This window comes from Exiguobacterium antarcticum DSM 14480 (genome assembly GCF_000685865.1).
Taxonomy (GTDB): Bacteria; Bacillota; Bacilli; order Exiguobacteriales; family Exiguobacteriaceae; genus Exiguobacterium_A; species Exiguobacterium_A antarcticum.
Window position 1 is genome coordinate 199882 of record NZ_JMKS01000003.1, and the last position, 14223, is coordinate 214104.

The 14223-nt window shown below is 47.2% G+C and carries 16 protein-coding genes; 1 reads left to right on the forward strand and 15 read right to left on the reverse strand.

Annotated features, from left to right (window positions below; all coding sequences use genetic code 11):
• Window positions 1–7: 7 nt before the first annotated feature.
• From P404_RS0102105 to smc, 11 genes are all read right to left on the reverse strand, one after another.
• Complete coding sequence (locus P404_RS0102105) at window positions 8–760, reverse strand: ribonuclease HII (protein WP_026829875.1); 753 nt, start codon at window positions 758–760, stop codon at window positions 8–10.
• A gap of 57 nt (window positions 761–817) precedes the next feature.
• Window positions 818–1684, reverse strand: coding sequence for a ribosome biogenesis GTPase YlqF (gene ylqF / locus P404_RS0102110; protein WP_014970702.1), 867 nt, complete (start codon window positions 1682–1684; stop codon window positions 818–820).
• Between the two features lie 208 nt (window positions 1685–1892).
• A complete protein-coding gene (gene lepB, locus P404_RS0102115; protein WP_014970703.1) occupies window positions 1893–2432 on the reverse strand; it encodes a signal peptidase I in 540 nt (179 codons plus the stop codon).
• 100 nt (window positions 2433–2532) lie between these two features.
• The gene (gene rplS / locus P404_RS0102120; RefSeq protein WP_012370767.1) at window positions 2533–2886 is read right to left on the reverse strand and encodes a 50S ribosomal protein L19; all 354 of its coding nucleotides are present in this window, start codon (window positions 2884–2886) and stop codon (window positions 2533–2535) included.
• A gap of 112 nt (window positions 2887–2998) precedes the next feature.
• Window positions 2999–3727: a tRNA (guanosine(37)-N1)-methyltransferase TrmD gene (trmD, locus tag P404_RS0102125; protein WP_014970704.1), complete on the reverse strand. Its 729-nt coding sequence runs from the start codon at window positions 3725–3727 to the stop codon at window positions 2999–3001.
• A complete protein-coding gene (gene rimM, locus P404_RS0102130; RefSeq protein ID WP_026829877.1) occupies window positions 3724–4233 on the reverse strand; it encodes a ribosome maturation factor RimM in 510 nt (169 codons plus the stop codon). The genes trmD and rimM overlap by 4 nt, the downstream gene beginning before the upstream one ends.
• A gap of 86 nt (window positions 4234–4319) precedes the next feature.
• On the reverse strand, window positions 4320–4595 hold the full coding sequence (gene rpsP / locus P404_RS0102135) for a 30S ribosomal protein S16 (protein ID WP_012370770.1): 276 nt from the start codon (window positions 4593–4595) through the stop codon (window positions 4320–4322).
• 93 nt (window positions 4596–4688) lie between these two features.
• A complete protein-coding gene (gene ffh / locus P404_RS0102140; protein WP_014970706.1) occupies window positions 4689–6041 on the reverse strand; it encodes a signal recognition particle protein in 1353 nt (450 codons plus the stop codon).
• An 11-nt stretch (window positions 6042–6052) separates the two neighbouring features.
• Window positions 6053–6373: a putative DNA-binding protein gene (locus P404_RS0102145; RefSeq protein WP_014970707.1), complete on the reverse strand. Its 321-nt coding sequence runs from the start codon at window positions 6371–6373 to the stop codon at window positions 6053–6055.
• A gap of 101 nt (window positions 6374–6474) precedes the next feature.
• A complete protein-coding gene (gene ftsY / locus P404_RS0102150; protein ID WP_026829878.1) occupies window positions 6475–7479 on the reverse strand; it encodes a signal recognition particle-docking protein FtsY in 1005 nt (334 codons plus the stop codon).
• Entirely contained in the window at window positions 7479–11045 is a 3567-nt protein-coding gene (smc, locus tag P404_RS0102155) for a chromosome segregation protein SMC (RefSeq protein WP_026829879.1), read from the reverse strand. The genes ftsY and smc overlap by 1 nt, the downstream gene beginning before the upstream one ends.
• Window positions 11046–11171: 126 nt before the next feature.
• On the opposite strand from smc, the gene P404_RS0102160 reads away from it, so the two are divergent.
• Window positions 11172–11372 (forward strand): DUF1128 family protein, encoded by a 201-nt coding sequence (locus tag P404_RS0102160; protein ID WP_014970710.1) that lies wholly within the window; start codon window positions 11172–11174, stop codon window positions 11370–11372.
• 50 nt (window positions 11373–11422) lie between these two features.
• On the opposite strand, the gene rnc is transcribed toward P404_RS0102160, so the two are convergent.
• The 4 genes from rnc to fabD all read right to left on the reverse strand — a co-directional run bounded on the left by rnc (window position 11423) and on the right by fabD (window position 14212).
• On the reverse strand, window positions 11423–12193 hold the full coding sequence (rnc, locus tag P404_RS0102165; RefSeq protein WP_034773956.1) for a ribonuclease III: 771 nt from the start codon (window positions 12191–12193) through the stop codon (window positions 11423–11425).
• A gap of 59 nt (window positions 12194–12252) precedes the next feature.
• The gene (acpP, locus tag P404_RS0102170; RefSeq protein ID WP_012370777.1) at window positions 12253–12492 is read right to left on the reverse strand and encodes an acyl carrier protein; all 240 of its coding nucleotides are present in this window, start codon (window positions 12490–12492) and stop codon (window positions 12253–12255) included.
• A 71-nt stretch (window positions 12493–12563) separates the two neighbouring features.
• Window positions 12564–13295, reverse strand: a complete 732-nt coding sequence (fabG, locus tag P404_RS0102175; RefSeq protein WP_014970712.1) for a 3-oxoacyl-[acyl-carrier-protein] reductase — start codon at window positions 13293–13295, stop codon at window positions 12564–12566.
• On the reverse strand, window positions 13292–14212 hold the full coding sequence (fabD, locus tag P404_RS0102180; RefSeq protein WP_014970713.1) for an ACP S-malonyltransferase: 921 nt from the start codon (window positions 14210–14212) through the stop codon (window positions 13292–13294). The genes fabG and fabD overlap by 4 nt, the downstream gene beginning before the upstream one ends.
• Window positions 14213–14223: the final 11 nt, after the last annotated feature.

The following is a 14223-nucleotide window of genomic DNA, read 5'->3' on the forward strand; positions in this document are numbered from 1 at the left end:
CTAGCGTCTAGAGTCGGTCTAGGACCGGTTTAAATGTTTTTCGATGAATCGGTGTCACTCCGATCGTGTCGAGCGCCTGAAGGTGTTGTGCCGTTCCATAACCGGCATGTTGTTCAAAACCGTACTCCGGATAGAGTTGTGCATACTCCGCCATCATCGCATCTCGTGTTTCTTTTGCGATGACGCTAGCTGCCGCTATCGAAATGCTGCGGGCATCTCCCTTGATCAAAGATTCTTGCGGAAGATCCACGTCAAGTGCCATCGCGTCCACTAACAAAGCGTCCGGCTTCAGCACAGCGACGGCTTGTTGCATCGCTTGTTTCGATGCTTGATAGATATTGATCCGGTCAATCTCTTCCGGTTCGATGATTCCGATGGCAATTTCTGCGACGTCTTGAATATGTTGGTACGCAACCATTCGTTGTTTTTTCGAGAGCTGTTTCGAATCGGTCAAACCGGGATGGTAAAAGCCATCTGGCAGTATGACGGCCGCCGCGACGACGGGACCCGCTAACGGTCCCCGACCGACTTCATCCACACCGGCGATCCGTTTATATCCTTCTGCTTGATAACGTGCTTCGAAGATGGAACGTTCCTGGAACTGGATCCGTTGTTGTTCTTCGGTTACCAGGCGTCGTTCCGCCTGGTTCAGAGCACTGACGACGCCTTTTCGTGCATCTTCAGCAAACTTCACTTTTAGTTTTTCGAATTCCATTCGAGATATCCCTGCTAATTGTGTTTTGATTTCATTGATATTCATACGACCCTCCTTTTGAAAAAAGCTTGGAATTCTCATCTTGAGAAGTCCAAGCATGTCTTATTCGGTTACTGTCGCCCACTCTTCGACGGTTTCAAGCGTGACCCGACCAATTTTCTCCGTCCGTAGCTCATGGAGCAACATTTCGCTCGTCCGTTCAAAGTCGACATATCCACTCGTCACGAAACCACGTTTCTTCCCGACGGCTTCCAACACATCGACGGCTTCTCCTGTCACTTCATCTAAACGATAGCGTGCTTTTAATTGCTCCGGATAACGTGTTTTGAGCTCACGCATCGCAAACAAGGCGATATCATCGATGTTCAAGATATCATCCTTGATGGCACCTGTCGCCGCCAGACGGTATCCAACCATCTGATCGTCGAACTTCGGCCAGAGGATCCCTGGCGTATCGAGCAATTCCATCTCACCCGTTTTCATCTTGATCCATTGTTGTCGTTTCGTCACACCGGGACGGTCACCTGTAATCGCAATATTCCGTCCTGCTAGTCGGTTGATCAAGGTTGATTTTCCGACGTTCGGAATCCCAATGATCAAGGCCCGAATCGCACTTGGATTTCGACCTTTGTCACGCATCCGATCATGTTTGTCTTTCATCAGACGTAGTGCTCCTTCATGAATCTGACCAAGCCCTTTGTTGTGTTTTGCATCCACAGCAACGACATCAACACCGTCTTTTCGTAATGCCTTCATCCACTGTTCCGTCAAACGAGCATCTGCCATATCCGATTTATTTAAGACGATCAGACGCGGTTTTCCTGCCGTAATCTGTTCGACCATCGGGTTACGACTCGACATCGGTAATCGGGCATCCACCAATTCGATGACGACATCGATTAATTTTAACTTTTCCATGACTTCACGCCGTGCTTTCGCCATGTGTCCTGGGAACCATTGTATTGTCATATCTTCCACCTCAAGTTTTCATATTGCTTGGACTGCTAATAATGAACTTCTTCTATATCGTATATCACTGATATACGTCCTGTTCGAGAGAAACGATCCATTCTCTAGTATACGCAACTTGACGAAAGAAAAGAAGTCTGTCTGAAAACGAACAAAAAACGAAGTCCACCGAAGTGAACTCCGCCGATTTGGTTTTCACTTCGCTGATTCAATCAACAGACCGGACATCGTTAAACGGATAAAAGACAAAGTTCGTTGTTCCAACAATCTGTTCTTCCTCCACAAACCCGATGTCGCGGCTGTCTTTCGAGTTTTGACGATTATCTCCCATCACAAACACTTTCCCTTTTGGGACGGTCACCTCTGCTGTTTTTTCTTCCAGCGTAAAGTCCTCTGTTAACGGAACACCATTCATTTGTGCCTTGAATTCATTCAGATAAGGTTCTTCGACTTTTTTATCGTTGACATATAACGTATCATCTTTGTAATACATCGTATCACCAGGAACTGCGATCACACGTTTGATATAATCCCGTGTTTCCGTCGCATGGAACACGACGATATCTCCACGTTCCGGTTCATTAAAGTAATAGGGAACCTTATTGACGATCATTCGATCCGAATTGTGTAACGTCGGCATCATCGATTCACCATCAACGATCACCGGTACGAATAAAAACGTTCGGATGATGAACGCAATTACAAGCGCCACGACGAGCGCCTTGACCCAGCTAAATAACTCCTTCACGCGTTCCACTCCTTCAACTCAATCTCTTGCCTAAATCCAGTATACGCATAAACGATAAAAAAAAGAAGCTTGTCCGGAGACAAGCCACTTTTTCACATGATTAACGACGAATCTCTTTAATACGAGCCGCTTTACCACGAAGGTTACGGAGGTAGTAAAGTTTCGCACGACGGACTTTACCGTAACGAACGACTTCGATTTGCGCTACACGTGGTGAGTGAAGCGGGAATGCACGCTCTACGCCAACTCCGTAAGAAATCTTACGAACTGTAAACGTTTCGCTGATGCCGCCACCGTGACGTTTGATGACTACGCCTTCGAAAAGCTGGATCCGCTCACGCGTTCCCTCGACGACTTTAACGTGGACGCGGACTGTATCACCAGGACGGAATGCAGGGACGTCTGACTTGATTTGTTCTTGTGTAATTTCACGGAACAATTGTTGTGTGTTCATGAATGATTTCTCCTTTTTTCACCAATGTTCGTATCTTCATTTGCCTGAGGCATCCAACAGCGGAACATCGTTAATAGGTGGCTTTTGCCACATGTTCTAACTTATCATAGTTTCAGTCGTTTGACAATCCTGAAATTGACTGCAAATACTGACGATCGCTCGCAGAAAGTACGACATGTTCCAATAAATCCGGTCTCCGTTCAAAGGTCCGTTTCAACGATTGTTGCCGACGCCACGTTTCAATCCGGGCATGGTTACCGGACAATAAGACGTCTGGCACCATAAGTCCTCTAAAGTTTGCCGGACGGGTATAATGCGGATATTCAAGCAGTCCCGTTGAAAAGGAATCCTCCTCGTGACTCGCTGACTTACCAAGTACGTCCGGTAATAGACGAACGGTCGCGTCAATCATCGTCATCGCCGCGAGTTCCCCCCCGGTCAAGACGAAATCACCTAGGGATACCTCATCTGTGACCAATTCATCATGGATTCGTTGATCAAATCCTTCATAATGACCACATAAAAAGACGAGTTCCGTTTCTTCGGACCATTCTTCCGCCAACCGTTGATCAAATCGTCGACCGGTGGGGGTCAAGGCGATGATCCGTCGCTTCGCTTCAGGAAGGGAAGCGACCGCATCAAAAATTGGTTGTGGTGTCAGTAACATGCCAGCTCCCCCACCGTATGGGGCATCATCGACACGACCATGACGATTCGCCGAGAAGTCTCGGAAATTGATTGTCTCGAGCTCGATTTGTTTCTCTGCTTGGGCACGGGCAACGATCGAATGATTCAATGCCGTAAACATTTCCGGAAACAAGGTCAAGACGGTGATTTTCATCCCTCGATCAATCCCGGTAATGGTGTGATCTGAATCCGTTTGGCCTTTACGTCGATCGAAGCGACGACTTGTTCAATATACGGAATCAAGACGTCTTTTTTCCCGGGACGTTTGATCGTCCAGACATCATTCGCACCCGTCTCTAAAATCTCCGAGATGATCCCAATTTCATCTTCCCCGTCAAAGACCGTGCACCCAATGATTTCATGATAATAATATTCATGTTCTCCGAGTTCCTGCAAGGCTTCCGGTTGTACATACAATTTTAAGCCTTTGTACTTCTCGACGTCATTGATATGGTGCATGTCTTTAAACGTTACCATAATGAATTGTTTATGTTTCCGGTAACTCGTGATTGTAAATGGGACGTAAGCTCCATTCACTTCTAAAAATACTTCATTTCCGACTTTAAATCGTTGTTCCGGAAAATCCGTACTCGCCAGAAGTTTCAGTTCCCCTTTTAATCCGTGGGTATTGGCAATCTTCGCGACTTCTAACCATTCCATCCGTATCACTTCCTTCTTCAAAATATCCCGTTCTCATTATTTCGCCATAGAAAAAGGAGGTAAGCTTTCGCTCACCTCCAATCGTCTTACTTCGCGAGTTTCGCGTTGTGGAATTTCTCCATGATACCAGCTTTTGAGAAGAGGTTACGAACTGTGTCTGAAGGTTTCGCACCTTCAGCGAGCCATTTAAGAGCAAGCTCTTCGTTAAGTTTTACTTCTGCTTCTGGTTTAGCAACCGGGTTGTAGTATCCGATTTGCTCGATGAAACGACCATCACGTGGTGCACGTGAGTCTGCTACTACCACACGGTAGAAAGGTGATTTGTTTGCGCCCATGCGCTTAAGACGAATTTTAACTGCCATTCGTAAGTCCCTCCAAGTAATAAATAATTTTTTCGTTTAGTCAAATTGACAACTTCATTAGTATACAACGTTACAGCAAAAGAGAAAAGACTTTTAGAAGAATGGGAGGCCAAAGCCGCCTTTCTTTTTTCCTTTGCCCATTTGGCCGGAGAATTGTTTCATCATCTTCCGCATGTCTTCAAATTGCTTGATCAATCGGTTCACTTCTTGAATGCTACGACCACTGCCGCGCGCAATCCGCTTCCGACGACTTGCATTGAGGATTTCCGGTTCAGTTCGCTCTCGTTTCGTCATCGATTGAATAATCGCTTCGACGTACACAAGTTGCTTTTCATCGATTTGGGCATTTTTCAAACCCTTCATCTTTCCTTTACCGGCACCCGGAATCATTCCTAACAACTCATCCAAAGGACCCATCTGTTTCACTTGCTGCAACTGCTCGATAAAATCGTCAAACGTAAACGATGCATCGCGCATCTTGCCTTCGAGTTCCTTGGCGCGGGTAGCGTCCATTTGAAACTCTGCTTTTTCAATCAGCGTCAGCATATCTCCCATACCGAGAATTCGTGACGCCATCCGCTCGGGGTAAAATGGCTCGATAGCGTCTAGCTTCTCTCCAAGACCGACGAATTTAATCGGTGCTCCGGTGACTGCCTTGATGGAGAGCGCTGCTCCGCCTCGAGTATCTCCGTCGAGTTTCGTCAAGATGACGCCTGTTACGCCCAGCTTTTCATTAAAGCTTTCTGCCACATTGACTGCATCCTGACCCGTCATCGAATCCACAACAAGGAATATTTCATTTGGTTTGGCGATTTCTTTCACATCAACAAGTTCCTGCATGAGGTCCTCATCGATATGTAAGCGTCCCGCCGTATCGATCAACACGATATCGTGGTGATGCTCTTTTGCATAGTCGAGTGCGCCAGTCACAATCTCTTGCGGACTCACCTGATCTCCCATTGAGAAAACAGGTAGTTCGAGTTGTTTCCCTAACGTCTCAAGCTGTTTGATCGCAGCCGGCCGGTAAATATCCGCTGCAACAAGCAGTGGACTGCGATTTTGTTTCTTCCGTAAATGATTCGCCAGTTTCCCGGTCGTCGTCGTCTTACCTGCCCCTTGTAACCCTGTCATCATGATGACAGTGGGAGGACGGTTCGATAACGTTAAGGGTGAAACTTCTGATCCCATCAGTTTTGTCAATTCGTCATGGACGATTTTGACAACTTGCTGGCCGGGTGTGAGGGACGTCATGACATCTTGTCCGACGGCACGTTCCTTCACATCATTTACGAATTGTTTGACGACTTTGAAGTTGACGTCAGCTTCTAATAACGCAAGGCGAACCTCACGCATCATTTCCTTTACGTCCGCTTCAGAAATCTTACCTTTGCCTCGCATTTTAGCAAGACTGGCTTGAAGCCGTTCCGATAATCCTTCGAATGCCATGAAAATGCCCCCTACTCTAATTGCTCAAGTGCCGTAATGGTCACGAGAGCTTCGCTCGGAAGGTCAAGTTGCTTCAACTGGTCGAGGAGTAACTTTCTTTGTTCATATTTTTTGAACAAAGCGAGCCGCTCTTCGTATTGTTCGAGCATCGCTTCCGTACGTTTTATGTTGTCGTAGACTGCTTGTCGGCTGACTTCAAACTCATCGGCGATTTCACCTAACGAAAAGTCATCTAAATAATAAAGTGACATATAATTTCGTTGTTTTGGCGTCAACAGCTCCTGATAAAAGTCAATCAGATAATTCATCCGGTTCGTTTTATCAAGTGTCATCCGAGCACCTCCACGGTTGTTAAGTGAAATTCCTTTACAGATAGTATAGTACAGCCCTCACAGTGTGTTGTCAAGTTTTTTTCTTTACAAGGAAATCGAGGTCAGTCCTCTTCTCGGACTTCGTCGACTGTTTCTTTTTCCTCAAAGACATCCCCGAATAATCCATAGACAAATTGTTCCGCATCGAACGGTTGCAAGTCATCAATCTTTTCACCAAGACCTACAAATTTCACGGGGAGATTCAATTCATTTTTGATAGCTAGTACGATTCCGCCTTTAGCGGTCCCATCCAATTTCGTCAACACGATGCCACTGACATCAGTTGCTTGTTTAAATGCCTTCGCCTGAACCATCGCATTTTGTCCTGTCGTCGCGTCTAATGCCAACAACACTTCGTGTGGCGCGCCCGGGATTTCACGTTCGATGACCCGTTTGACTTTCTCCAGTTCATTCATCAAGTTGACTTTGTTTTGGAGGCGTCCGGCCGTATCACAAATCAAGACATCGATTTTTCGTGCCTTGGCTGCTTGGACAGCATCATAGATGACAGCCGCCGGATCCGAGCCCTCACCTTGGCGGATGACCGGAACACCGGAACGTTCGCCCCAGACCTGAAGTTGATCAATCGCTCCCGCACGGAACGTATCCCCTGCTGCGAGCATGACTGTTTTCCCTTCCTGTTTAAGACGGTTCGCCAGTTTGCCGATCGTTGTCGTTTTTCCGACACCGTTGACACCAACAAATAAAATGACATTCAGCTCATGACTGAGATCAAGTTCCGTCTCTTCCTCTTCGATCAACATGTTAGCGACGACTTCAACGAGCACATCGCGGACTTCTTTTGAATCTTTGACGTTTCTTCGTTTGACTTCGATTTTTAATTTCTCCACCAGATCCATCGTCGTCGTGACACCAACATCCGCCTGAATCAATACTTCTTCCAACTCTTCAAAAAATTCTTCATCCACTTCCCGGAAGCGGTACACTAAATCATTGACCGCACTTGCTAATCCGTCCCGTGTTTTCGTCAGACCTTCGGTGAACTTCGATGTCACTTCTTGGGTCGACGTCGTCAGACGGTCTTTTAATTTTTTAAAGAAACTCATTATTTTATCCCCTTTGATTCTACTTCTTCACTTAACGTCCGTCGTGCTTCCTCCAGTTTAACGGATAACACTTCTGAAATGCCGTTTTGTTGCATCGTGACGCCATACAGGACGTCGGCTGATTCCATCGTTCCTTTTCGGTGCGTGATGATGATGAATTGTGTGTCTCGGGCTAACTGATGCACAAATTCTCCGAACCGGGCGACGTTTGCTTCGTCGAGTGCCGCTTCGACCTCATCAAGGACACAGAATGGGACCGGTCTTGTTTTTAAGATGGCAAATAATAAGGCAATCGCCGTTAATGCCCGTTCGCCTCCTGATAACAGAGACAAGTTCTGCAACTTTTTCCCGGGTGGTTTCGCTACGATGTCAATCCCACTCGTCAGTAAATCTGTTGGGTCGACTAAGATCAAATCTGCTTCTCCACCACCAAACAGTTCCCGGAACGTTTCGCGAAAATGTTCCCGTACGCTCGTGTAGGTCTGTTTGAACAGACGAATCACTTCCCGGTCCATCTCGTCGATGACGGCATAGAGATCCGTTTTTGCACTGACAAGATCGTCACGTTGCGTCGACAAGAATGTAAAGCGTTGGTCAACTTCTGCAAACTCTTCAATCGCCCCTAGATTGACGATCCCGATTTCTTCGAGTTGCCGTTTGAGCAAATGTAGTTCTTCCTTTGCTTCTTCAAACGGAATCGTCAACGGTTCCATCAAGTCGACGACTAAGCCCATCTCCTCGAGCAGCTCGTGACGGGTCTCAAGACGCGTACTGAGTCGCCCTTGAGCCAGCCGGGCCTGATCGAGACGTTGTGTCGTCACCTGTTGATCTTCCTTGAGTTTGGCTTCTTGCATCCGAAGTAATCGTAACGCTTCCGTCGCCTGTTGAATTTGTTTCGTCACGGTCGTCAGTTTTTCCTCGACCGTCACCTGTTCGTGTTGCATCTGGACCTGTTCCGCATGTAAGGCTTCGATTTTTGCTTCGTCGAATCCTTCTGAGACATGTTTCAAATCACGTCGTTTATGACTACGCTCTAATTTGGCATGACTTAACGTCTCTTGCATCCGTTCGACCTCACGGCTCGCTTGTTCTTTTGTCATGCTGACCGTACGTTCCTCTAATAAGGCTTCTGCCTGTTGTTGTTTTAATTCTTCCACCGCCACCGCGCCACGCGATTGGGCTTCTTTTAGTTGATCGATCGTTTGCCGGAGCTCTGCTTGACGTTTCGTCAAACGTTCGATGTCTGATTCAGATACCTTGATGATCTTTTTCGCTTCCGTCGCTTGCTCGACGAGACGATGGAGCTGACCATCGTGAACCGATAATTCTGAATCTGTGACCGCCAAACTCCGTTTAGCATCTGTGAAGGCCTCGCGGACGATTTCTAATTCCGTTTGGACTGCTTGGATCTCACGCCCGGTATCAGCAAGCGTCTGGACCGACTCTTTCAGCGTGGATGTCAGATCGTCCCGGCGACGTTCTTGTTCTTTAATGACGGCTTGTCCCTGTTTTAATCCAGTTTGCAGTTCTTCTAATTCACGCGATTGGCTAAACAGCGGAGTCCCTTTTTTCCGACTCCCACCAGTCATCGATCCACCGACGTTTACGACGTCGCCGTCTAATGTCACGATTCGGTAACGGTGACCCGTCGCACGCGCAATCCCATTCGCTTGTTCTAGTGTTTCGACGACTACCGTCGTCCCTAACAAGTTCTGTTTCAAGTGAACGAATTCTTCCCGTGTCGTCACAAGGTCACTTGCGACACCTAAATACCCTGACATCGAGGATAAGTTCGTCTGAACGGATGGACTCAGTTCACGACGTTGAATCGAACCAAGCGGCATGAACGTTGCCCGCCCGGCATTGAGACGACGTAATTCTTGAATCAATTTTCGTCCCGTCGCATCTGTATCGACTACGACGTTTTGCATCGCACCACCTAATGCCGTCTCAATCGCCGCTTCGTATCGTGCTGGTACGGTAATCAGCTCTGCGACGGCCCCGTGAATACCCGGTATTCGATCCCGTTGTTTCAATACCATTTTAACGGCCCCGAAATAGCCGCTGTAATCGGCTTTGACCGACTCTAGAAATTCAATTCGATCTTCTGTTTTATCTCGGCGTCGATATAAGTCGATGATCGATTGTTCCATTTGCCCAATCGTCTCTTGTTGCTGACGGTGTGTCGTCTGCAGGGCCTGTTCTTCTTGACGCAATCTATCTAGACGGTGTCGCAATTGCTCGACTTGGTCTGCCAACCGTAATGTTTCGGCTTCATAGGTCGAGCGGGCTGTTTGTTTCGTCCCTACATTTGCCGAAAAACTTGTTTGTTGTTCTTCCGCTTGCAGAAGGTCTTGTTTCGCTCGTTGATACGCATTTGTGGTCGCAGCCAACTGACTTGCCACTTCAAACGCTTCTGAACGTAACGATTCCGCTTCTTTTTCGAAATCACGATCGGAATACGATACAGCCGCATCTGCTGCTTCCCGTCTTTTGACAGCCGCGAGATACGATTGATCCGTTTCCTGCTGCTGACGAATCGCGACTTGCACTTCCTGTTCAATCCGTTCGACACGTTGGTCAGACTGTGCTACTTCTTGTTCGAGACGTCGTTTCATCTCAGTCCCGTGTTTTTCTCGTTCTTTCGCAAGATTCAATGCCCCTTGAATTTCGACGAGTTGCGTTGACACATGGCGTAATCGTTCTTGCATCTCCGTCTCGAGTCGACGAACGGCTTCAAGATTCGTTTCCTGCGTTTCCCGTGTCGCGACGGTCGCCTGATAGCGTTCCTGCTCTGTCGTCAATTGTTGCTGGCACGATTCGATTTCTCGTGTCACGTCCGTGATTTGTGTCGTATACTGTTCGATCTCGGTTGCGAGGATCCCACGTTCGAGAACATCAAAACGTTCACGTGCGATCAAAAACTCTTTTGCTAAGGCTGCTTGTTCCCGTAATGGTTCGATTCGACCCCCTAATTCAAACAAGATATCGTCGACACGCGACAGATTGGTTTCTGTATCCGTCAGTTTCCGTTCCGCTTGTTTTTTTCGATGACGATACTTCAGCACACCCGCTGCCTCTTCGATGACCGAACGACGTTCTTCCGGTTTTCCGGAAATCACTTGTTCGACCCGCCCTTGTCCGATGATCGCAAATGCATCACGCGACAGACCGGTATCCATAAATAAGTCGAGGACATCTTTGAGACGACACGGTTTTTTATTTAAGAAATAATCACTATCCCCATTTCGACTGACACGGCGTGTCACATTGATTTCCTGATAAGGCAATGCGACCGTCCCTGACTCGTTGTCGAGAACGAGCGTCACTTCGGCAAATTGTTTTCGATGTTCCGATACACTTCCAGCAAAGATGACATCTTCCATCTTCGCTCCGCGTAATGATTTAGCTGATTGCTCACCGAGCACCCAGCGCACTGCATCCGATATATTCGACTTTCCGCTACCATTTGGTCCGACGACGGCCGTGACTCCTGGAAGGAAGTCGAGCTCCGTCCGACTTGCAAATGACTTGAAGCCGTTGATTTCAATTCGTTTTAAGTACATCTTGACCACCCATATGTTTAAATTTCTTTTAATTTTCTTTTAGTTTACCATAGCCGAAAGGTCTACAAAATGGTAGCTTTTATGGTAACGTTAAGTATAAAGAGATGAAGAGGAGATTTTAACGACATGACGATTGAACAAATGATTGAGGCAATTTTGGATAAATTGAATATTATCAACAAAGGGGTCATCAAGGCTGAACAGTTCGACGGTACAAAAAATGACGACTTAAAAGAGATTTATGACTTCGTCATGATGCGGGAATCGTTGTCACTTGCAGAAGTCGATGCGATTGTCGACGAATTAAAATCTTTGAAAACCGTCTGAAGGTGACACAAGAAAAGGCATTCCATGTCAAAATGGATGCCTTTTTTTGTTTACAGACTATTTTTTAACACAAGCAACGCCTGTTTGGCAGCTTGTTGTTCTGCTTCTTTTTTGGAACGACCCGTTCCGATCCCTTCTAACTTGTCAGACACATGGACCCGTGAAATAAATTCGCGACTATGGGCCGGACCACGTTCTTCGATGATTTCATATTCAATCTGTCCAAGACCGACCCGTTGGATGGCTTCTTGGAGCTGACTTTTGAAATCTGTTTGTTCTTCAAAAAAACCAGATGCCACTTTCGGAAAAACCGCTTCGGCGAGGAATCGTTCTGCTGCATCGATTCCTTGGTCAAGATACAAGGCACCGATAAAGGCTTCGAACACATCCGCAAGTAATGCCGGACGATTTCTACCACCTGTCAGTTCCTCCCCTTTACCAAGTAGAATCATTTCAGAAAATTGGTAATGATTCGCGAACTGGACGAGTGACGGCTCACAGACGATTGCCGCACGCAGCTTTGTTAATTCCCCCTCGGAACGTTCCGGATAGTGTTGAAACAGATATCGCGAGACTGTCAGTTCTAGCACCGCATCCCCTAAAAATTCGAGACGCTCATTGTCACCGTCTGATTCTCGTTGCTCATTGACAAACGACGAGTGGGTGAAAGCCTGTTTTAACAGATCGACATTTGAAAAATGAATGTCCAACCGTGTTTGTAAGTCGTCAAACTTTTGTTCGATTTGAGCTAATGCCCGTGAGTCTTTTCGCCGTTTTACATAAGGTCCTTTGCGGACACGACGTCCTTTTGGATTCGTCATAATGCCTCCTAAACAGCTAAATCCCACCGCAAATACCACGGTGGGTCTAGCCTGATGATTTAGACTTGTGTTTCGATGTAGCTTACGACATCGCCAACCGTCTTCAAGTTTTCTGCTTGGTCATCTTCGATTGTGATTTCGAACTTGTCTTCGAGATCCATGACGAGTTCCATCACTTCAAGTGAATCGGCACCAAGATCGTCTTTAAACGATTTGTCGAGTGTGATTTCACTTTGTTCTTTCCCTAATTTTTCTGCGATTGCTTCTTGTACGTCTACTAAAATTTGTTCTTTTGTCATTTGAAAATCCCTCCATGAGTTGAGTATATAAGATGATTGCCGATTTGGCAAAGTACTACCACAGTTATGAATTACATCGTCATGCCGCCATCAACCGCCAAGGTTTGGCCAGTGATGTAACGGGCGTTGTCTGAAGCAATGAAGCTGACTAAGGAAGCGATCTCTTCCGTCTGCCCAAATCGTTTTAACGGGATTTGACCAAGTGTTTGATTCCGTTGTTCCTCGGTCAATTCGTCCGTCATATCCGTTTCGATGAACCCCGGGCAAATCGCGTTTGCCGTGACCCCTTTACTTGCCAGTTCACGTGCGACCGACTTCGTAAAACCGATCAATCCTGCTTTCGCCGCGACATAATTGGCTTGACCCGGATTCCCCGTGATGCCGACAACCGACGCGATGTTGATGATTCGGCCACTCGATTTTAGAAGTGGTCGCGTCGCCGCTTGTGTGACGAGGAATGCACCTTTTAAGTTCGTGTTCAAGACGGCATCAAAGTCGGCTTCTTTCATCCGCATCAATAAACCGTCGCGTGTGATGCCGGCATTATTGACGACACAGTCAAGCTGTCCATACGTATCGAGCGTCGTCTTCAGCAACCCTTTGACTTGCTCCGCATCGGCGACGTCCGCCTGGACCGCGATGGCTTCACCACCTGAAGTGACGATTGCCGATACGACTTCTTCTGCTTTTTGCGTATTTCCGGCATAGTTGATGACGACTCGGAAACCATCCGCCGCCAGACGTTTTGCAATCGCAGCGCCGATACCGCGTGATGCACCTGTTACGAGGGCTACCTTATTCAACGAATCGCCTCCGCTTCTAGTTGCTCAAGCGTCGTGATGCTGACGATCTTGACATCTTTTTTGATACGTTTGACGAGTCCACTAAGTGGTGAAGACGGACCAAATTCGATGAACGTATCCGCGCCTTCTGCAATCAGCTTTTCAACACATGCCTCAAAACGAACTGGCGAATACAATTGTTGGACGAGTAGACGAATGAGTTCTTCCGGCTGATCGTGGAAATCGTTATCGACATTCGAGATGAACTTCGTTTTTGCTGCTTGGAAAGGCGAAGAGACCAGGATGTCTTCAAAACGAGGTGCGAACGGTGTCATCAATGAAGAATGGAATGCACCGGATACATCAAGTGGCAAGACACGTTTCGCACCGAGTTCTTTTAATTTCGCTGTCGCTGTCTCAACGGCTGCGACTTGTCCCGAAATCACGAATTGTCCCGGACAGTTATAATTGGCGATTTGTACGATTTCTCCCGTCGCTGCAATTGATTCAATTGCATGATGGGCTGCCTCTACATCATCCAAGCCGATGACAGCTGCCATCGTTCCGCCTTTGACTCGATTCATTAAGTTCCCGCGTTCCCGAACAAGGTAAACCGCTTCACTCGCTGTCAAAACCGACGCCGCAACGAGGGCACTGTACTCTCCGACACTATGTCCGAGTACGAAGTCTGGCCGATGACCAAGTGCCGCATAACGGTTCGCAAGTAATGTGCTGTGTGCGACGATCGCAGGTTGTGCGATTTCCGTCGATTTCAAGTCGTCTTTTGTCCCCGTCGTCAGTAAATCCGTCAAATCAAGACCGATACGTGTACCAAGATCCATTAACGCTTGACGTGTCTCGTCCTGTTGAACGAGTGTTTGTCCCATTCCTGGCATTTGTGAGCCTTGACCAGGGAACATCCAAACCGTTTTACCCATCCGTCTCACCC